The 19,636-nt window shown below is 58.0% G+C and carries 17 protein-coding genes, 6 tRNA genes and 2 pseudogenes; 16 read left to right on the top strand and 9 right to left on the bottom strand.

Annotated features, from left to right (window positions below):
- Positions 1-503, top strand: a pseudogene (locus tag AACS24_RS04955) (bifunctional aspartate kinase/homoserine dehydrogenase II); the annotation flags it as partial.
- 68 nt (positions 504-571) lie between these two features.
- On the opposite strand, the gene AACS24_RS04950 reads toward AACS24_RS04955, so the two are convergent.
- Entirely contained in the window at positions 572-1,837 is a 1,266-nt protein-coding gene (locus tag AACS24_RS04950; protein WP_108572541.1) for an inorganic phosphate transporter, read from the bottom strand.
- Positions 1,838-1,862: 25 nt separating this feature from the next.
- Positions 1,863-2,543: a TIGR00153 family protein gene (locus AACS24_RS04945; protein WP_033113984.1), complete on the bottom strand. Its 681-nt coding sequence runs from the start codon at positions 2,541-2,543 to the stop codon at positions 1,863-1,865.
- A gap of 169 nt (positions 2,544-2,712) precedes the next feature.
- Between AACS24_RS04945 and AACS24_RS04940 the strand changes: the two genes are divergently transcribed.
- Positions 2,713-3,681 carry a CYTH domain-containing protein gene (locus AACS24_RS04940; RefSeq protein WP_108572540.1) on the top strand — a complete coding sequence of 323 codons (969 nt, stop codon included), beginning with the start codon at positions 2,713-2,715 and terminating at the stop codon, positions 3,679-3,681.
- 56 nt (positions 3,682-3,737) lie between these two features.
- Here AACS24_RS04940 and dapA read toward each other — a convergent pair whose 3' ends face one another.
- Complete coding sequence (gene dapA / locus AACS24_RS04935; RefSeq protein WP_108572539.1) at positions 3,738-4,610, bottom strand: 4-hydroxy-tetrahydrodipicolinate synthase; 873 nt, start codon at positions 4,608-4,610, stop codon at positions 3,738-3,740.
- Positions 4,611-4,890: 280 nt separating this feature from the next.
- Between dapA and rsmC the strand changes: the two genes are divergently transcribed.
- The 9 genes from rsmC to AACS24_RS04890 all read left to right on the top strand — a co-directional run bounded on the left by rsmC (position 4,891) and on the right by AACS24_RS04890 (position 9,891).
- On the top strand, positions 4,891-5,919 hold the full coding sequence (gene rsmC / locus AACS24_RS04930; protein WP_108572538.1) for a 16S rRNA (guanine(1207)-N(2))-methyltransferase RsmC: 1,029 nt from the start codon (positions 4,891-4,893) through the stop codon (positions 5,917-5,919).
- A gap of 151 nt (positions 5,920-6,070) precedes the next feature.
- Positions 6,071-7,288, top strand: coding sequence for a glucose-1-phosphate adenylyltransferase (glgC, locus tag AACS24_RS04925; RefSeq protein WP_033113980.1), 1,218 nt, complete (start codon positions 6,071-6,073; stop codon positions 7,286-7,288).
- On the top strand, positions 7,278-8,738 hold the full coding sequence (glgA, locus tag AACS24_RS04920; protein WP_042030311.1) for a glycogen synthase GlgA: 1,461 nt from the start codon (positions 7,278-7,280) through the stop codon (positions 8,736-8,738). Before glgC ends, glgA begins: the two co-directional genes overlap by 11 nt.
- Before the next feature lie 128 nt (positions 8,739-8,866).
- Positions 8,867-8,952: transfer RNA gene (locus AACS24_RS04915), tRNA-Leu, on the top strand.
- A gap of 53 nt (positions 8,953-9,005) precedes the next feature.
- Positions 9,006-9,091 (top strand) — tRNA-Leu (locus tag AACS24_RS04910).
- Between the two features lie 44 nt (positions 9,092-9,135).
- Positions 9,136-9,221: transfer RNA gene (locus tag AACS24_RS04905), tRNA-Leu, on the top strand.
- 45 nt (positions 9,222-9,266) lie between these two features.
- A tRNA-Leu gene (locus tag AACS24_RS04900) sits at positions 9,267-9,352 on the top strand.
- A 71-nt stretch (positions 9,353-9,423) separates the two neighbouring features.
- A tRNA-Leu gene (locus tag AACS24_RS04895) sits at positions 9,424-9,509 on the top strand.
- 109 nt (positions 9,510-9,618) lie between these two features.
- Positions 9,619-9,891 (top strand): late competence development ComFB family protein, encoded by a 273-nt coding sequence (locus AACS24_RS04890; RefSeq protein ID WP_033113978.1) that lies wholly within the window; start codon positions 9,619-9,621, stop codon positions 9,889-9,891.
- 6 nt (positions 9,892-9,897) lie between these two features.
- Here the strand turns inward: AACS24_RS04890 and AACS24_RS04885 are convergent, their stop codons facing one another.
- Positions 9,898-10,104: a hypothetical protein gene (locus AACS24_RS04885; protein WP_108572536.1), complete on the bottom strand. Its 207-nt coding sequence runs from the start codon at positions 10,102-10,104 to the stop codon at positions 9,898-9,900.
- 301 nt (positions 10,105-10,405) lie between these two features.
- Between AACS24_RS04885 and nhaC the strand changes: the two genes are divergently transcribed.
- Positions 10,406-11,815, top strand: a complete 1,410-nt coding sequence (nhaC, locus tag AACS24_RS04880) for a Na+/H+ antiporter NhaC (protein ID WP_033113977.1) — start codon at positions 10,406-10,408, stop codon at positions 11,813-11,815.
- A 115-nt stretch (positions 11,816-11,930) separates the two neighbouring features.
- Here the strand turns inward: nhaC and erpA are convergent, their stop codons facing one another.
- The 3 genes from erpA to clcA form a co-directional block, all read right to left on the bottom strand.
- Positions 11,931-12,281, bottom strand: a complete 351-nt coding sequence (erpA, locus tag AACS24_RS04875; RefSeq protein ID WP_005340225.1) for an iron-sulfur cluster insertion protein ErpA — start codon at positions 12,279-12,281, stop codon at positions 11,931-11,933.
- A gap of 87 nt (positions 12,282-12,368) precedes the next feature.
- On the bottom strand, positions 12,369-13,064 hold the full coding sequence (locus AACS24_RS04870) for a DUF6776 family protein (RefSeq protein ID WP_108572535.1): 696 nt from the start codon (positions 13,062-13,064) through the stop codon (positions 12,369-12,371).
- A gap of 93 nt (positions 13,065-13,157) precedes the next feature.
- A complete protein-coding gene (clcA, locus tag AACS24_RS04865) occupies positions 13,158-14,549 on the bottom strand; it encodes a H(+)/Cl(-) exchange transporter ClcA (protein ID WP_033113975.1) in 1,392 nt (463 codons plus the stop codon).
- A gap of 244 nt (positions 14,550-14,793) precedes the next feature.
- Here clcA and hemL point away from each other — a divergent pair, with 244 nt between their 5' ends.
- Positions 14,794-16,080, top strand: a complete 1,287-nt coding sequence (gene hemL / locus AACS24_RS04860; RefSeq protein WP_108572534.1) for a glutamate-1-semialdehyde 2,1-aminomutase — start codon at positions 14,794-14,796, stop codon at positions 16,078-16,080.
- A 196-nt stretch (positions 16,081-16,276) separates the two neighbouring features.
- On the top strand, positions 16,277-17,092 hold the full coding sequence (locus AACS24_RS04855; RefSeq protein WP_108572533.1) for a hypothetical protein: 816 nt from the start codon (positions 16,277-16,279) through the stop codon (positions 17,090-17,092).
- On the opposite strand, the gene AACS24_RS04850 is transcribed toward AACS24_RS04855, so the two are convergent.
- Both AACS24_RS04850 and AACS24_RS04845 read right to left on the bottom strand, forming a co-directional pair.
- On the bottom strand, positions 17,007-17,909 hold the full coding sequence (locus AACS24_RS04850; RefSeq protein WP_033113972.1) for a sulfite exporter TauE/SafE family protein: 903 nt from the start codon (positions 17,907-17,909) through the stop codon (positions 17,007-17,009). The genes AACS24_RS04855 and AACS24_RS04850 overlap by 86 nt on opposite strands.
- 275 nt (positions 17,910-18,184) lie before the next feature.
- A complete protein-coding gene (locus AACS24_RS04845; RefSeq protein ID WP_108572532.1) occupies positions 18,185-18,934 on the bottom strand; it encodes a DsbA family protein in 750 nt (249 codons plus the stop codon).
- 197 nt (positions 18,935-19,131) lie between these two features.
- Between AACS24_RS04845 and AACS24_RS04840 the strand changes: the two genes are divergently transcribed.
- Positions 19,132-19,219: transfer RNA gene (locus tag AACS24_RS04840), tRNA-Ser, on the top strand.
- Between the two features lie 175 nt (positions 19,220-19,394).
- Positions 19,395-19,586, top strand: a pseudogene (locus AACS24_RS04835) (GNAT family N-acetyltransferase); the annotation flags it as partial.
- Positions 19,587-19,636 lie beyond the last annotated feature (50 nt).

Genomic DNA, 19,636 nt, shown 5'->3' with positions numbered 1-19,636 from the left:
CCCGCCCCTTCTCCGAGCTGGTGGATGAGGCGTGGCAGCACGGCCTGACCGAACCGGATCCCCGCGAGGATCTCTCCGGTCAGGATGTGCGTCGCAAGCTGCTTATTCTGGCGCGGGAGGCGGGCTTCGAGCTCGACTCCGCCGATATCGAGCTGGAGAATCTGGTGCCCGTCTCGCTGCGCAAAGTAACCGCAGATCAGTTCATGGACAGACTGAAAGAGCTGGATGGCCCGATCCAGACCGCCTTCGAGGGAGCCCGGCGCCTCGGCAAGGTGCTGCGCTACGTGGCTCGCTTCGAGCATGACGGCAAGGCACGAGTCGGGCTGGAGGCGCTGGAGCCGCACCACCCGTTTGCCAACCTCTTGCCGTGCGACAACATCTTCGCCATCGAGAGCGACAGCTACCGCACCAACCCGCTGGTGATTCAGGGGCCGGGAGCGGGTCGGGAAGTGACGGCCGCCGCTATCCAGTACGATCTGTGGCAGATCTGCGCGTCGCTCTAAGCGCAGGAAATAGCGACAATAAAAAAGCCCGAGTCAGTGACTCGGGCTTTTTGCTGGCGCACTTTCTCTTAGGAGAAGCAGGCCTGCAGCACGTAGAAGATACCGATGGCCAGAATGGCACCTGCCGGCAGGGTGATGACCCAGGAGACCACGATGTTGCGCAGCACACCTAGGTTCAGCGCCGCGATACCGCGCGCCAGACCCACGCCCATGACCGCACCAACCAGAGTCTGGGTGGTGGAGATGGGCAGACCGGTACCGGAGGCGATCACCACGGTCGCGGCAGTGGCCAGCTGGGCGGCGAAGCCACGGCTCGGGGTCAGGTGAGTGATGCCGGTGCCGACAGTCGCCATCACCTTCTCGCCCATGGTGGCCAGACCGATCACGATACCGATACCGCCAAGGGGCAGGATCCACCAGGCAATGGAGGCCTTGCTGGCAATCTCGCCGCCGGAAGCAACGATGGACGCAACGGCAGAGAGCGGGCCGATGGCATTGGCGACGTCGTTGGAGCCGTGGGCAAACGCCATGGCACAGGCGGTGATCACCATAAGGATGCCGAATACCTTCTCCACGTTGGCGAAGTGCATCTTGCTGTCATCCTGCGGGTTGTACTTCTGACCGCGAATATAGATCCAGCCGGCAAACGCCACTGCGATGGAGATGACCACGGAGAGCATGACGCCTTCGCCATCGGTCAGGTGCAGACCAACGTGAGTCAGACCCTTCTTGATGGTCACCAGGCAAATGACCAGCGAGGTCAGGAACATGTAGAAGGGGACGTAGCGCTTGGCGTTGTTCAGGGGATCATCGGTGTTGAAGATAAGCTTCTGCACGCTGATGAACATGAAGTAGGCGATGACACCGGAGATGGCCGGGGTGATGACCCAGGAGCCAACGATGCCGCCAAACTTGTTCCACTGCACCGCTTCCGGGCCAATGCTCACCACGGCGAAACCGACGATGGCGCCGATGATGGAGTGAGTGGTGGAGACAGGCCAGCCGAAGTAGGAGGCGAGGATCAACCAGGCACCAGCAGCCAGCAGGGAAGCGATCATGCCGAGCACCAGCAGATCCGGGCTATCGGCAAAGGCATTGCTGTCGATGATACCGCTACGGATGGTGGCGGTTACTTCACCACCGGCCAGATAGGCACCGGCAAATTCGAAGATCATGGCGATGATAATCGCCTGACGAATGGTCAGGGATTTGGTACCGACCGATGTGCCCATGGCGTTGGCTACGTCATTCGCGCCAATGCCCCAGGCCATCAAAAAGCCGAACAAGGCCGCCACGAGCACCAGAGTGGTGCCGTAATTCGCAATAATGTCCATTGATAGTGTTTACCCAGTCAGTCGATTACGAACGAGCCAGCATCAGCTCAAGACGTGCGCCTACGCGCTCGGCCTGATCAGCCAGGTCACCTACCCATTCGAGGATCTTGTAGAGGAACATCACGTCGATCGGGTTGTAGTTCTGCTCAACCGCTTGCAGCTGTTGGCGCAGACCGATCTGCATGGTGTCTGTATCGTCCTCGATCAGATCCAGCTGGTGGATCATCTCGGCAACCATTTCCACTTCCCGTCCTTTGAAGCCGGTCTCGAGCAGCTCGTCGAGCTCCCCGATCGCTTTCTCGGCCTGAGCGGTCGCATCAATACAACGTTTGAGGTAAGCCATGAAGCCTTCCCGCATTTCGGAAGGGAACTCCATGCGACGACCAAGCATGCGGCCGGAGATATCCTTGGCACGGTTGGCAATCTTGTCTTGCTGGGTCAACAGCTCCAGCAGGTCGGTGCGTGCAACCGGCAGGAACAGACCGCGGGGCAGTTTCAGACGAATTTCACGCTTGAGGATATCCGCCTCTTTTTCCAGCTGGGAGATCTGCTGCCGGATCTTCTCGGCATCTTCCCAACGGTCTTCGGCAACGGCATCAAAGAAGGGAACCAGCTGCTGGGAGCACTGGTGAACCTTGACGATATGCTTCTGCAGCGGCTTGATGGGGGACTTGGCAAAAAGCCCCAAAATAGTATTTACTGGCATGGCCAAACCTGTGTCGGTGAAAAAACACTCGATACGATTTTATGAGGCGCGCATGTTAACCGAACTGCGCCCTCAATTAAACCGCGAATTAATCTAGTCGTTTCGCGGGCATTATATCCCCGCGACCCGATTCCTGCCCCCCAAAGTTGCCTGCCAGCCCGGAATGAGTATGCAAACTGAGATCGAGATAAAGTTTTTTGTCGCCCGCGACATTGCGGCAGATTTATCCAACCTGTTGAATTCTTTTGAGATTAAAGAATCATCACAACAGCAGCTCGGCAACGTCTATTTCGACACGCCGACCCTCGACCTGCGTCGTCTGGACATGGGGTTGCGCATTCGCCGCTGCGACGCCTATGCCGAACAGACCATCAAATGCCGCGGCCAGGCGGTGGGCGGCCTGCATGCAAGACCCGAATACAATGCGCCGATTGGTGGCGATCTGCCGACATTGAGCGCCTTTCCTGCAGAAATCTGGCCCGATGTGACAGAACGTGACCACATCCAGCAGCAGCTGGTCGCGCAATTCAGTACCGACTTCCTGCGCCGCCACTGGCTCATCGTCTTCGAGGGAACCGAAATCGAGCTGGCCTGGGATCAGGGGGAGATAGTCGGCAGTCAGGGGCGCACAGCGATCAACGAGCTGGAACTGGAGCTCAAATCGGGCGATACCACGGTGCTGTTTGCACTGGCGCAGCGCCTCGCCCAGCTGGGTGGCATTCGTTTGGGGGCGCAGTCCAAGGCGCAGCGCGGTTATCGACTGGCCGGGCTCGGCAAGCCGCTGGCCCTGCAATCGCTGGCCACCAGCGAATCTATGGATGTGACAACCACCATCGCCGCCGGCCTGAGTCACTGGCAGCACCACGAGCAGCTCTGGCTGGAAAATCCGCAGAATGAAACGCTTCGCCTGCAGGCATTCGCCGCCCAGTGTGAAGGGATTGCGCTAATTGAACGCCGAGCGGCCGAGCTGACGCAGCCGACCCTTTGGAGTTCAGAGCTGGCAAGCCTGCTGGCACATCTGCAAGCCGCGCCGGTCTCTGATCGCCAATGGCCCGCCGAGCTGGGCAACCTCTTCCTCTCTGCTGATTATGTCGCACTGCAGCTGGCTATCGCCGACTGGCTGCACAGCACACGCTGAGCGGCCCATCTGATATAGAAAACAAAACGGGTGAGCCTTGGCTCACCCGTTTTGCATTACAGTAGGTTGAGCTGCTGCATGGCGCTGCGAATGCGCTCGCGGGTCGCTTCCGACAGTGGCATCACCGGCAGGCGGCACTCTTCGCTACAGAAACCGAGCAGAGAGACGGCATATTTGGCACCGGCCGGGCTCGGCTCGGCAAACATCGCCTGATGAAGAGGAATGAGCTGGTCTTGCAGTTCACGCGCTTCTTGCCACTTGCCAGCCAGCGCCAGATTTTGCACCTCGGCCACCAGCTTGGGGGCCACGTTGGCGGTCACCGAGATACAGCCCTGCCCGCCGCCGATGTTGTAAGCCACGGCTGTGGCATCCTCACCGGAGAGCCAGGCGAAGGGCTTTTTGATCAGCTGGCGCTCGGTCCAGGGGCGCGCAAGATCGCCGGTGGCATCTTTCACCCCGGCAATGCGCGGCAGCTCGGCCAGACGGGCTAGGGTCGCGGGTTGCACGTCAACGATGGCGCGCGGAGGAATGTTGTAGACGATGATGGGTTTGGTGGTCGCGTCGTGCACCGCCTTGAAGTGGTGGTAGAGCCCCTCCTGATTGGGGCGGTTGTAGTAACCGGCCACATGCAGGGTGGCATCGGCCCCCACCCGTTCGGCATGGAGGGTGTACTCGATGGCTTCGACCGGGTTGTTGGAACCGGCCCCGGCAATCACCGGAATGCGACCAGCGACCTGCTTGACCACCAGCTCAACCACCCGGCAGTGCTCGTCATGGGTCAGGGTCGGGCTTTCCCCCGTGGTGCCCACCGGCACAATGCCGTGAGTGCCCTGTTCGATATGCCACTCCACCAGACGCAGCAGCGCCTCTTCATCCAGCTTTCCCTGTCGAAACGGGGTAATCAACGCAACGATTGAACCTTGAAACATGGGATCTCCTTCTCCTAAATGACGCGCATATGGCAATAAAAAACCCCGGTACGATGTGCGCAACCGGGGTTTGAAGCTTCTCAGGGATGAGAGGTTACGCGCGAACGTCGGCAGGCCCGAATTTCAGGCTTTTTTTGTGCTTTCGTTTCAACCCGTTGAACCGCATTGACTCATCTCTGCTCAAAAAATGGTGTCTGGGCATATTTCGGGAACACGGCATAAATGTCAAGGCGAAAGGGGCTATGTATAATGGCCGCCCAAAATTGCGTGGAGAGACCCGATGAGCAGCCCTATCAGTGCCGTCAGCCAGATGCTGGAACGAAACCAAGCCCTCTTTGTCGGCAAGCGGCTACTTGTCTGTGGCGCGCTGGAGGATGACTACCCCCGCCAGCTGGCCACTCTGGCCCAATCTCTGACCGTCTTTACTACCGATTACTGCTACTACCGCAGCCAGCAGGCAGCCCTCGGCGAGGCCATCCTGTTCGACCACCAGCTTGGCGGAACTCCCCGCTTCGATGCCCTGTTGCTGCTGATGCCAAAAGCCAAGGCCGAGGCGCAATATCTGCTGGCCATGATGACCCCCCTGCTGGAGGCGGGCGCCGACCTGTTCCTCGCCGGCGAAAACCGTGGCGGCATCAATGGCGCAGACAAGCTGCTGGCCCCCTATGGCGACAAACCGATCAAGCGCGATTCGGCGCGCCGCTGCTCTCTCTATCATGGCGAGCTCTGCAAACCGGTCGCCCCGTTCGATCTGGATAGCTGGTTTGGCTGCTATCAGTGCAAGGCCGGCGATACCGAGCTCACCGTGCTGGCGTTGCCCGGCGTTTTCAGCGCCGCCGAGCTGGACCTCGGCACCCAGATGCTGCTGGCAACCGTGCCGGCCATGAAGGGTTCACTGCTCGATTTCGGTTGCGGTGCCGGGGTGATTGGCTCCGTGCTGGCCAAGCGCAATCCCGGACTCAAGGTCACTATGGTGGATATCAATGCGCTGGCGCTGGAATCGAGCCGCCGCACCCTGGCCATCAACGGTTTGCAAGGGGAGGTTCATGCCTCTGACGTCTACTCCGACATCACGGGATCGTTTGACCAGATTGTCTCCAACCCCCCTTTCCATGCCGGGCTCAAGACCTTCTATGCGGCGACCGAAACCTTCCTCGCCAGGGCGCCTGAATTTTTGCGTCCTCATGGCAGCCTGACCATAGTTGCCAACGCATTCCTGCGCTATCAGCCTATACTGGAAGCACACTTCAAACGGACGGAAGTGAGCAACAGCGACGCCAAATTCAAGGTCTATCTGAGCAAAGTGTAAATAAGTGTAAGCAGTACAATAAAACCGCTAGAGAGCGCCATCCGGAATCTGATAAGGTACTAGAAGCACAGCAAAAACACCCCTTTAGGGGTGTTTTTATGCCGAAGGTTGAAAACCTTTTCATACATGTTTATTCAGGGAGAGAAATACGATGGCTGGCATTTTGACCATGATCCTGGCCGGAGGTGAAGGTACTCGCCTGCAGCCTTTGACAACCACCCGCAGCAAGCCGTCGGTACCCTTTGGCGGCAGCTACCGGCTAATCGACTTTGTCCTCAACAATTTCGTCAACGCAGACTTTCTGCGTATCTACGTCCTCACCCAGTTCAAATCCCAGTCCCTCTATCTGCACATGAAGAAAGGCTGGAATATCGTCGGCATCACTGACCGCTTTATCGACCCCATACCGGCCCAGATGCGGATGGGCAAGCGCTGGTATGACGGCACCGCCGACGCCATCTACCAGAACCTCGGCTTTATCGAGCGGGCCGAACCGGATCATGTCTGCATCTTCGGCTCCGACCACATCTACAAGATGGATGTGAGCCAGATGGTGAGCTTCCACAAGCAGAAAAATGCCGCAATGACAGTCGCAGCCCTGCGCATGCCTATTGCAGAGGCTAGCTCGTTCGGGGTAATCGAGGTGGATGCCGAAGGACGGATGATCGGCTTTCAGGAAAAACCGAAACAGCCCAAACACATACCTGGCGATCCCACCCAGGCGCTGGTCTCCATGGGCAACTACATCTTCGAGACCGAAGCCCTCTGCCGCGAGCTGAAGCGGGATGCCGCAGAGGAGAACTCCAGCCATGACTTTGGCAAGGATGTGATCCCCAGCCTCTACCCAAGGGCTCCAGTCTATGTCTACGACTACAGCACCAACGTGATCCCGGGCGAAAAACCCAACGTCTACTGGCGCGATGTGGGTACCCTGGACTCCTACTGGCAAGCGCACATGGATTTGGTGGCCGACAACCCCCTCTTCTCTCTCTACAACCGCAAGTGGCCACTGCACACGCACTATCCTGCCCTGCCGCCAGCCACCTTCATCGACAGCGACGAGTGCAAGGTGAAGATCGCCAACTCACTCATCTCTGCCGGTTGCTTCATTCAGGGCAGCCAGATCCAGCGCTCCATCCTCGGTTTTCGCTGCAACATCGGCGCCTGCAGCCATATCAGCGAGTCCGTGCTGCTGGGGGATGTGAAGATTGGCGAAGGGTGCTCCATCCGACGCGCCATCATTGATAAAAACGTTGAAATTGCGCCAGGCACCGTTATCGGTGAAAATCTCGACCACGATAGAGAACGATTTACCGTATCCGAAGGCGGTATCGTGGTGGTACCTAAGGGAGCAAGAGTTGGCTATTAACCCACTGAAAATCCTGTTTGTTGCCTCGGAGGTCGAGGGGCTGGTCAAGACTGGTGGCCTGGCGGATGTAGCCAGAGCACTGCCAATGTATCTGGCCCAGAAGGGGCATGATGTCAGAATCATGCTCCCCTTCTACAAGACGATAAAACACCGGGATGAGGCAAAACTGGTGGCATCGCGCTGGCTGCCCACCCACCCGGGTCTGCCGGATATCGGTTATCGCATCTACCAGATGGAGCTGGATGGTGTTTGCATCTATCTCATCGACTGCCCGCAATATTTCGACCGCCCCCAGCTTTATGCTGAAAACAATCAGGCTTATCCGGACAACGGCGAGCGCTTTGCCTTCTTCTCGGCAGCAGCCCTCCATGCCTGTGAGCAACTTGGTTTCGCCCCGGACATCGCCCACTGCAACGACTGGCACACTGGCCTGTTGCCGCTTCTGTTGAAAACCCGCCATGCCCATAACCCCTTCTTCCAGCAGACCCGCAGCGTGATCAGTATTCACAACGCGGCGTTTCAGGGGGTATTCGGGCGGGAGCAGTTCTGGGCCATGCCCGAAATCGCCGACTACGAGCGCCGCATCAACTATGACTACGGCCACGTCAACCTGCTCAAGTGCGGGGTGCTCTATGCTGACAAGATCAACGCGGTCAGCCCCAACTATGCCCAGGAGCTGCTGACTCACCTTGGTGCCCACGGCATGGCACACATCTTCCAGCAACGGGCTGCCGACCTTTGCGGCATCCTCAATGGCTGCGACTACAAGGATTGGGATCCCGAATTCGACGAACTCCTGCCCGCGACCTATAGCGTCGACAATCTGACCGGCAAACAGGTGTGCAAAGAGAGCCTGCAACAAGAGGTTGGTCTGCCAGTCGCAAACCTGCCTATCTATGGCATGGTATGCCGCCTGACCGAACAGAAGGGTGTCCCCCTGCTGATCCCGGCGCTGGAGAAATTTCTCCACCATCAGGTACAAGTGGTGATCGTCGGCTCTGGCGATCCTGCGCTCGCCACGCAACTGCAAACCATGGCCCGGGATTACCCGGACAAGCTCGCCTTCATCAATGCCTATGATGACCGACTGGCCCATCTGGTTGAAGCCGGAGCAGACTTCTTCCTGATGCCCTCGCTGTTCGAACCTTGTGGGCTCAACCAGATGTACAGCCTGGCCTATGGCACCCTGCCACTGGTGCGCGCGGTGGGTGGACTGAAAGATACCGTGGTCGACTGGGATGCCGATCCCGAGCATGCCACAGGCTTCTGCTTCAATGACCCAACCGCCGCCATTTTGCTCGATACCATGCGTCGCAGCCTGCTCTATTTCCTGCAAGACAGGGAAAAATTTGCCAAGGTGCAGCGCAATGCCATGAACACCCGCTTCAACTGGCCCGACTCGGTCACCCAGTACGAGCAGATGTATCTGAGCGCATTGGGCCGTTACTGAGCTAGCCACTCGGGCAGATTGCTGAAGTTTTGTCCCTTTGGTATGTCTTTAAGCGTCAACAGCGAAAAAAGTCCCCTTTGGCTGTTGACGCTCCCCCAAAACTCTATAGAATCCCCCTCCGCAGTGATGCGAAGGTGGCGGAATTGGTAGACGCGCTAGCTTCAGGTGTTAGTGTCCCACGGATGTGAGGGTTCGAGTCCCTCTCTTCGCACCAATACTGCCATGCTGATTCAGCAGCATGTAAATCCAACTAGAAAACCCGAATGTGCGAAGGTGGCGGAATTGGTAGACGCGCTAGCTTCAGGTGTTAGTGCCCCCCGGGTGTGAGGGTTCGAGTCCCTCTCTTCGCACCATGCTTCTCCAGACAGCATGTAAATCAAAACTGGTAACACAATGTGCGAAGGTGGCGGAATTGGTAGACGCGCTAGCTTCAGGTGTTAGTGTCCCACGGATGTGAGGGTTCGAGTCCCTCTCTTCGCACCATGCTTTTATCAGACAGCATGTAAATCCAGACTGATAACCCGATGTGCGAAGGTGGCGGAATTGGTAGACGCGCTAGCTTCAGGTGTTAGTGCCCCCCGGGTGTGAGGGTTCGAGTCCCTCTCTTCGCACCATGATTCTGACATGTAAAAACAGAGCAATGCGCTCCAACCGCATTTAAAAACCAGCTGGAAAAAATCAGTGTGCGAAGGTGGCGGAATTGGTAGACGCGCTAGCTTCAGGTGTTAGTGTCCCACGGATGTGAGGGTTCGAGTCCCTCTCTTCGCACCATTCATTACGCAAAAGGCCCATCACGAAAGTGACGGGCCTTTTGTTTTTAATCCTTGTTATGGCTATGCTTTTGACGACTCACTGCTCATCGTCATGCCAAGGAACGCATATGATACTGGATACCGACATTCACAACTTCTACGAGCATCTGGTGCTCAAAGAGATTGAAAAACAGGGGCTGCAGCAAAAACTCAGCAGCGACCAGATGGCCGATCTCTGCTGCCTTACCCTCAACCAGCTCCCCTCCCACTATATTCGCCACGATGTCGACATGATCTACTTCCTGACCGATGCCAAACGGAGCGAGATGGAGAAAAATGTCGTTGAGTCGCTCAAGCAGGCCCAACAGAAGATCAAGCAGGCTCCCGTCAAACACGCATAAGGCCTACTAGCCGGTATGCTGCCAGAGCAGGGCCACCACGCCGGTCAGCCCTGCCACTGGCAACAGGATCAGTGCCGGTTTCAATCTGGGTTCAAGCATCATCCAGGCAGCCAGCAGAAATCCCAGACTCCAGATGCAGTACTCTTTGTCATGGCCCCATCCGAGCACAACCAACCCGGCTAGCAGCATCACTCCCCGCACCACCCAGTTCATGTTTTGCCTCCCCACAAAGATAATGATAATAATTATCATGTTCATAAATGGAAGATGCAACCCTCCTCCAGCGCAAGACTCAAAATAGGCTTTTATGCCAATAAAGCGCTCAAAAACGGGTTATGAGATCAACAATTCTGTGATTTTTTCAATCAAAAGTGCAATTTTGCCAATTTGGTTAGGCTTTCACCCTCCCACTTTGTGGTAGATTGCGGCCTCTTTTTGGGTTGGCCCCTCGGGATATGCGTATCCACAGGATGAGAGGAGCCAACCTTGGCGAGCAAGAGTTTAGGAAGTATCTATGCAAAACCAACAAAACCACATCCGATTGCCGAGCATGTTGCAGGTGTTTGCCTGTCTGGCCATTTTCCTGGCTCTGGCATTCTCGTTCACCAGCGTGCTCGATCTGCCTATCCAGCTGGCACTGTTCATCGCCTGGTTCGTCATCATGGGGCTTGGCATCAAGCTCGGTCATGACTACAAATCCTTGGAGCAAGCCGCCGTTGATGGGGTGTCCAAGGGAATGGGAGCCATACTAATCCTTGTATCCGTCGGAGCACTGGTCGGCACCTGGATCGCTGGCGGTATCGTACCCAGCATCATCTACTTCGGCCTCAAGGTGATTCATCCCTCCATCTTCCTGCTGGCAACCCTGATCATCTGCTCGCTTACCTCGCTGGCCACCGGCACCTCCTGGGGGTCGGCCGCTACAGCCGGCATCGCCATGATGGGGATTGGCCACAGCCTCGGCGTACCTGCGCCTCTGGTTGCCGGTGCCGTGCTCTCCGGCGTCTATTTCGGTGACAAGCTCTCCCCGCTCTCCGACTCTGTCGTGCTGGCCTCCACCATGTCCAACGTCGACGTGGTGGAGCACATCAAGGGGATGCTGCCAATCAGCCTGCTCTCCTACATCATTACTGCCGTGCTGTTCACCGTGGTCGGCATGCAGTATTCGGGCAACGTCAGCCTGGAGCAGGTCAATCTGGTGATGGAGGCCCTCGACAAGCAGTTCAACATCACCCCGCTGGCCATCGTGCCGGTGGTGCTGGTGCTGGGCCTGCTGGCCAACCGCAAGCCCGCCTTCCCGGTGATCAGCTTCGGCGCCCTGCTTGGCCTGATCTGGGCGATCCTGTTCCAGGACATGGATCCGGTGAAAGCGATGCACTCTGCCTACAGCCCGTTTGCCATTACCTCCGGCATCGACTTCATCGACAACATCCTCGGTCGTGGCGGTATGGAGTCCATGCTGGGCTCGGTCGCTGTCATCATCTTCGGTCTGGGCTTTGGCGGCCTGCTGGAGAAAGTAGGTATCCTCTCCGTCATCGCCAGCGCCTTCGAGAAGCGCATCAACAGTGCCGGTAGCCTGACTACCCACACCATTGGCACCGCCTTCCTGGCCAACGTGTTCGGCTCCGCCATGTATGTGTCGCTGATCCTGACCCCCAAGATCATGGCCAAGAACTACGATCGGCTGGGACTGGCACGCAAGAACCTCTCTCGCAACGCCGAGTTTGGCGGCACCCTTACCTGCGGCATGGTGCCCTGGAGCGACAACGGCATCTTTATGGCCGGGGTACTGGGAGTGGCCACCCTCGACTACCTCCCCTACATGTGGCTGAGCTTCACCTGCATCATTGTGACTATCACCCTCGCCTACATGGGCAAGGCGGTGAACAGGGTTCCACTGGTAGCGGCGGCAAGCTCCCGCTAACTGCACCAATCAAAAAGGCGCCTCATCGGCGCCTTTTTATTTCCACTCCAACCCTCTGCACAAAGAAAAACGGCCCTCGTTGCCGAGAGCCGCTGCGTCTGATCGTCGGGCTCGATCAGATGGAGAAGCTGGACCCACAGCCACAGGTAGTGGTTGCATTGGGGTTGGTCACGGTAAAGCGTGAACCTTCCAGCCCCTCGGTGTAATCCACACTGCCGCCAACCAGATACTGGAGACTCATCGGATCGATCACCATGGTGACGCCATTCTTCTCGACCACGGTATCGCCGTCGTTGATCTTCTCATCAAAGGTAAAGCCATACTGGAAACCAGAGCAGCCCCCACCCGTGATATAGACCCGCAGCTTGAGCTCCGGATTCTCTTCTTCGGTGATCAGGTTCTTCACCTTGTTGGCCGCCGCATCCGTCATCTGGATGGGCAGCGGGGCTTCTGCTACTGCACTCATTACTGACCTCACAACCATTAGATCCACAAACATGGAAACTGCGAAATTATCCAATACCCGACCATTCAGTTCAAGTATTCACCACGTTTAACCTGCAGCGGGCACCGGAGCAGGCGGTGCGGCGACTAGCGGCTTAAGCGCATCGGCCCACTCAACCAGCAGCTCCTGAGCCGATTGCCGGCCATCCTTGTTGATGGTGACCCGGATCCGATCCGGCACAAACCCTTCCGGCAGTTGCCAGTTCCCCTCCAGCAGCTGGAAATAGCGCAGGGAGTAGCGCCACTCGCTTACCTTCATGCCCAGATCCCGCCCGGACAGCACTTTTGGCTTGTCGCCAAGGCTCCCCTCGACCCGGATCTGCACCTGACCGCGAAACAGCTCGCGCTTCTTGGCCGGCTGGGTCAAAGCCAGTCGATAGTGGTAGCGACCCGGAATGCTGCTCTCCTGCAGAGTCAGGTTATCGATTACCACCCCAACCTGCTCGCCAGTCGGGCGCATGATCCGCTCGAAAAAGGCCAGCTGGCGCTTGAGCTCCTGCACCTGCGCCTCCTGACTCTTCAGGGTGGTCTGCAGCTGCTCGAAGGCGGCTCGCTGGGTGGCGAGCTGGGTATCCTTGAGACCGAGCTCCGTCTTGAGCTGGCTGATGGCATTGCTCTGGCGATCCAGCGTCTCCTGCTGAACCCCCAGCAAGCTGCTCTGGGCCAGATCCTGATGGTTGCCGGCAAAATAACCGGCCAGCCCACCTACTGCGAACACCACCAATAACTTCAATAGGTTGGACATAGCCCTCTTTCCCGTTATTTGCCTCAGAGCGGCAACTGCGACCTCCTTTCACTATACCGCCCTAACCGAAGCCACAGGCGGTGATGATGAAAATTAACTGGTGGCCACGCTGCCATCACCCCGCTTTTGACGCGCGGCAAGTCGTAAAGTTCGCTCAAGGATCTGGGAATAGATGGGACGACCGCCCAGCGCTTGTGCCACAAGGGTGGCTCCCATGGTGGTGATCATCATCGGCAGGATCAGCTGGTAGTTGTCGGTCATCTCGGTGACCAGCACGATACCCGTGATGGGCGCTCGCACCGTCGCGGCAAACAACGCCCCCATACCGGCAATGGCAAAGGCACCGGGCTCGATGCCAAGCTCCGGAAAAGCCGCGTGGAACAGATGACCAAACACCACGCCAAACAGGGTGCCGAGGGCCAGGGTCGGCGCAAACACCCCGCCGGGCGCACCGGAGCAGAAGCAGATCAGGGTCGCCACCAGACGAATGGAGAAGATAAGGAACAGGGTCGCCATCGCATACTCGCCCCCCATCAGATGGGGAATGAGCTCAGTGCCACCGCCCGTCACCGAGGGGGCAAACAGCGACAGCACGCCGAAAGTACCGGCAACCAGCATACCGATGGCCACGAAACGGTGCCGTTTGTTCTGGTGCAGTGCCAGATAACCATCCTGACAGGCCAGCACCAGCTTGTTGAAAACAAAGCCCAGTACGCCGAAGCTGGCCCCCATAAAGAGGAACAGCCAGAGCGCCTTGAGGGCTGGCGCATCGTAATGTGGCAAGGTGATCACCGCCCCCTGCCCCTTCATGTTTTGCAGCATCAAGGTCGCCATGATGGCGGAGATCCCCACCGCCTTGATGGCCAGGAAGGAGTAGCGAAACTGCGGCCGCATCTCCTCCATCACGAACAGGATCCCCGCCAGCGGAGCATTGAAGGCCGCCGCCAGACCGCCCGCCGCACCGGCGGCCAGCAAGGCGTGGCCATGCTCCTTGGGCAGCCGGAAGATATCCGCCACCATCTTGCCAAGGTTGCCGCCGATCTGCACCGAAGGCCCCTCCCGCCCCAACACCATGCCGGAACTCAGGGTACACACCCCGCCGAAGAACTTGACCGGCAACACCCGCCACCACCGCACCGGCCGCAGATCCTCCATCGCCCCCTCGATTTCGGGAATGCCGGAGCCACCGGCCTCGGGGGCAAAAGTATGGGTCAGGAAGTAGCCGATACACCCCAGCATGGCGCTGAAGCCAAAGCCAAGCAGGCCGAGCTGCCACCATGGGCGATCAGCCAGCAGGGCGAGCCGCTGCTCTGCCAGCCAGTGCACGCCTGACTCGAACAGGCCGCACACCAGTCCGGCCAGGGTGCCGACCAGTGCCGCCAGCAGCAGAACCAGCAAGGGCATCCTGTCTTGCCGAATGATTCGGGAAACCGACCCACGCGGCGAGGCGGACGGTTCGGAAGAGGAGAGAGCTTGTTGCGCCATCTTGTTACACCAACTTGGAAACACCATATCGTCAGCTAGCTGAGATCAGGATCACCCGGCGCGTTGCTCGGCTGCCCAGGGCTGGGGCTTTCTGCTATAGTCGGCCCGTTAAATTTTTGTCACGGGAGCAGACCGAGAGTCCGGGTGGCGAGAGCGCAAAGCATACTCCTGATGCCCCTACCTGCCGAGTCTCGATCGACTGCTTTCTCCTGCGTGACGACCAAAATCCCATTAAGGATGATCCATGTCAAAATCAGATCAGCTGTTTGAACAGGCCCGCCAGACCATTCCGGGTGGCGTCAACTCACCGGTCCGCGCCTTCAATGGGGTCGGCGGTACACCCCGCTTCATCGATCACGCCGATGGCGCCTACCTCTATGACGTGGATGGTCAGGCCTATGTGGATTACATCGGTTCCTGGGGCCCCATGCTGCTGGGCCACAACCACCCGGCCATCAAGGCCGCCGTCATCAAGGCGGTAGAAAAAGGGCTGAGCTACGGCGCGCCGACCGAGATCGAAGTGCTGATGGCCGAGAAAGTGCGCCAGATCGTCCCCTCCATGGAGCAGGTGCGGATGGTCAACTCCGGCACCGAGGCGACCATGAGCGCCATCCGGCTGGCCCGCGGCTACACTGGCCGCGACAAGATCGTCAAATTCGAAGGCTGCTACCACGGCCACGCCGACTCCCTGCTGGTCAAGGCCGGCTCCGGCGCCCTGACCCTGGGCCAGCCCAACAGCCCGGGCGTACCGGCTGATTTCGCCAAGCACACCCTGACCTGCGTCTTCAACGATCTGGGGTCGGTGCGCGAAGCCTTTACCCAGTACGGCAGCGAGATCGCCTGTATCATCGTCGAGCCGGTGGCTGGCAACATGAACTGCATCCCGCCGGTCCCCGGCTTCCTGGAGGGGCTGCGCGCCATCTGCGACGAGTTCGGCGCCCTGCTGATCCTGGATGAGGTGATGACCGGTTTCCGTGTCTCCCTGCGCGGTGCCCAGGGCCACTACAACATCGACCCGGATCTCACCACCCTCGGCAAGATCATCGGTGCCGGCATGCCGGTCGGCGCCTTCGGCGGCAAGAAGAAGGTGATGCAGCACATCGCCCCGACCGGCCCCGTCTATCAGGCTGGTACTCTCTCCGGCAACCCGGTAGCCATGGCGGCCGGTCTGACCATGCTGGATCTGCTGCTGGAGCCGGGCCTCTATGAACAGCTGAGCAGCAAGACTGCGCGTGTTGCAGAAGGTCTTAAAGCCGCGGCTGCCAAACACGGCATCCCGCTCGCCATTAACTATGTGGGTGGCATGTTCGGCTTCTTCTTCACCGACGAGCCCGAAATCACCCGCTACGAGCAGGTCACTCGCTGCGATATGGAACGCTTCAAGCGCTTCTATCACCTGATGCTCGAAGAAGGCGTCTATCTGGCGCCGAGCGCCTACGAGACAGGCTTCCTGTCGCTGGCTCACGGCGACAAGGAGATTGAACACACTCTGGCAGCCGCCGAACGCAGCTTCGCCAAGCTGGCCGGCTAAATCGCCGCTGCTTGTCGCAAAAGGGCCCGTCACGGGCCCTTTTCCATATCTGCAATCTACGCCCGCTTCTGGTGCACCCCGACCTCCTATCCCGCTTATTTGCCACCCTCTGGTGCAAATGCTCCCGCTCAACCTGTCATATATCGGGCCCACTATTTGCACATCCGCTACAGGAGTCCACGTCACCGAGGTCCATATGGCAGAGATGAGCCCCATCGATGTATTGCGACGTTATCAGGAGTATCAGGTCGAGCTGACACCACTGATCCATGGTTTGCTCGGCGCACCTCTTTCTGCGCTCAAGGAGTACCCCTTTATCATCAGCATCGACCGCTATCAGGGGCCGGCTTGCATCTTGTCGCCACGCCCGAGCACGCAGAACCGCTTGCAACTGATCGCCCGTGGGGAGGGACGAGAGTTGACCCTCTGCCTCAACCAACTGATCGCCTGGCTGATGGGAGACAGAGAGCGGCGCCGCGCCATGCCCTGGTTCAAGACCATCTATGTGGTGCTCAGCATGGCGCTGTTCCTCATCGTTGCGACGCTCATCTGGCATGGACTGGAACAGCTCTACCTACTGCTATGCGGGGCGCAGCAGAACCGACTGGGGGCCCTCAGCGCCATAATCTTCCTGACGCTGGCACTGGCGGTTTTCGATCTGGGCAAAACCATTCTGGAAGAGGAGGTGTTGCTGCATAAGGATATCTTCCGCCACAGCGCCATAAGACGCACCATCACCCGCTTCATCGCCGCCATTCTGATCGCGGTCTCTATCGAAGGGCTGTTGCTGCTATTCAAAGGGTCGCTCGGCCAGAGCGAACTGCTCTGGCCTGCGATTGGGGTGATGGGGTGTGCGGTGGGATTGCTGCTGGCCCTCGGGCTCTATGTCTTTCTCGGGGCCAGAGCGGAAGCGGCACTGGTGCAGGCTAACCAGCGATATCCGCAGCCAGCTGCGCGGTGGGGCGACGAGCAGCCCGCCAGGAGGCGTACATGGTCCAGGAGGTATAGATGACAATAAAGGCAACCAGCCACTTCAGCATCGCCATATCCATCGACTTGACCAGCATGGCCGCCAGCACCACACCAACCGGGCCAAAGATGGCAACCGCCAGCACCGCTTTGGCATCAAATGCCCCCTTGCGGATAAAGGTGCCTGCGGAGAAAACGCTAAGTACCGCGGTAGAGCCCATCATGATGGGGAACGCCGCCAGCGGGTTCATTCCGAGCAGATAGACCAGCGTCATGCAGGGGGCGAACAGACCGATCCCGACATTCATCAGGACACCGAAGATAAAGTTGCCGATCAGGGCGATCACCAGCTTGTAGCCACTGAGCCCCATGGCATCGCCACCGACCGGGAAGAGGCCGAGCAGGCCGGCAAAAATCAGCCCGGCAACGACCAGCAGAGAGACCGCCATCACCAGCCGGATGGTCTGCCGATCAAACGAGGCGACATGACGCGCCCCCCAGGCAGCTCCAGCTGCGGCAGCAATCATCATGCTGATCAGCGTCAGCGGCTCCACCGCTACTGCGCCGACGAAGATTAGCGACTGAGTCACGGTCGGCAACACGCACTGGCCGTTGAGAGTACCCGGCAACAGACGATCATCGATCAGCTTGAACTGCTTGTAGCAGGCTGTTTTGACCGCAAAGCTGCCAACCCCCAGGGTATCGAGAAAGTTCGCGACACCGCCGATCAGCGCCACAGGCCAGAAGGGGGTAGACTCAAAAGTCCCATTGCATCGTTTTTGCCAGCACGCTTGTACCAGCATAAAGATGAATACCAAACCGCCAGCAATAAAAACAAGCCGCAAAATATCAACTAACATCGAGGTTTCTCCTGCAAGGGACGCGATTCTAAGGCAGGCAGCAGAAAAAATCCTGACCTGAATTAAGCAACTCTCACAAGCGACTGCGGGACGCTTAAATAAATACGAATGGAAGTCGAACGACTCTGCTAATACTTGTTACTGAGACCGAGAGGTCGAGTCCTGCGCACGTTGTTATGGTCCTTTCGCGACGACCACCTGTGACTCGGGGCATAAAGGAAAGAGGGTCGGTAGCAATACCGACCCTCTTTTTATTCCGTCAGGATACAAACGCGTTACTGGATGCTTTTGCCAGCACGCACGTCCTTGATAAAGCTCTTCAGGCTGGCCAAATCCCGTGGTGCACCACGCAGGATTTGATCACCGATGATAAAGGCGGGAGTACCGGAAATACCGAGCGCTTCAGCCAGAGCCCGGTTGGTTCCCAGATTCTGATCGATGCTGCCATCTTTGATCTTGGCCTCTACCTTGCTCCAGTTAACACCGGCCTCTTCTGCCACCTTCTTGACCTGCGCTTCATCGGAGAGCGGGCCCTGATGGGCATAGAGCTTCTCATGGAAAGCCTGATACTTGTCGGGCTGACCCAACTGAACAGCCAACGCAGCACGCGCGGCGAAATAGGAGGTTTCGCTCAGGATCGGGAACTGCTTGTAGATGTAGCGAATATCCTTGTCCTCAGCCATCAGCTGCTCGACCAGCGGATGTGCCCGCTTGCAGTAACCGCAGTTGTAATCGAAGAACTCGACAATCGTCAGCGACCCCTTTGGATTGCCCATTTCGGGATCCTTGTTGCCATAAAGCTGCTGGGCATGGGCCTTGATCAGCACCTTGTCGCTCTCGGCCTGCTGACTCTCCTGCTTGGCACGCAGGGCATTGGACATCTCGACCAGGATCTCGGGATTCTTGACCAGATAGTCACGAACGATCTGCTCGACATCACTCTTGGTCAGCTCGCTCGCCTGCACCGGCGATGCCAGCAAGGTTACGCCCGCCAGAGCGCAAAACAGGGTATTTTTAATAGTCATAATGTTATCTTGCAGAGGATATGATGGAGGCCACTATAGTGGTGGACTCTCTTTTCAAGTCAAGCAATCAGGCCAAAAAAGCACTCATTCCAACCAGTTTGACCATTTAATCGGTCATTTCGTGCAATTAACCAGCAATCGAACCAGCCGGGGATTTACAACCCTGATCAGCATGGTAGTATTCGCCGCACTGCTGCGGAGGGGTGGCAGAGCGGCTGAATGCACCGGTCTTGAAAACCGGCGATGGGCGACCATCCGTGGGTTCAAATCCCACCTCCTCCGCCATTTATTCCGAGCCCATGCAACGCAAGTTGCGTGGGCTTTTTGTTTTTATCCCTTCTCTATGTCCCATCACTTTACCTTTCATGGCGCTTCATATGCCGCCTCACTGTAATTCACCACTGAAACACTCTGTTTTCTACCCCCACAGCTCTCTGAACTGAAGGAGAGAGGTTAAAAACTCGGCAAGCTGATGATGGAGAAGATCATCCGCTACGCTGACGAACAGGGCATTGGCCAGCTCTCCGGCATGACCATGCCGAGCAATCGTGGCATGGTAACCCTCGCTAGGCGACTCGGCTTTACCATTGATGTCCAGATGGAGGAGGGGGTGGTCAATATGGCTCTTCCCTGTGGGGCTGTAGCCCAGTGACGGGGATGGGTGGAAGCGAGTAATCCAGCAAAAATGGTTGTGAATCACCG

Origin of the sequence: Aeromonas sp. HMWF016, assembly GCF_963878195.1 — a bacterium.
GTDB lineage: Bacteria > Pseudomonadota > Gammaproteobacteria > Enterobacterales > Aeromonadaceae > Aeromonas > Aeromonas lacus.
Note: the sequence above shows the minus strand (reverse complement) of the source record. Positions and strands in the feature narration are given on the sequence as shown.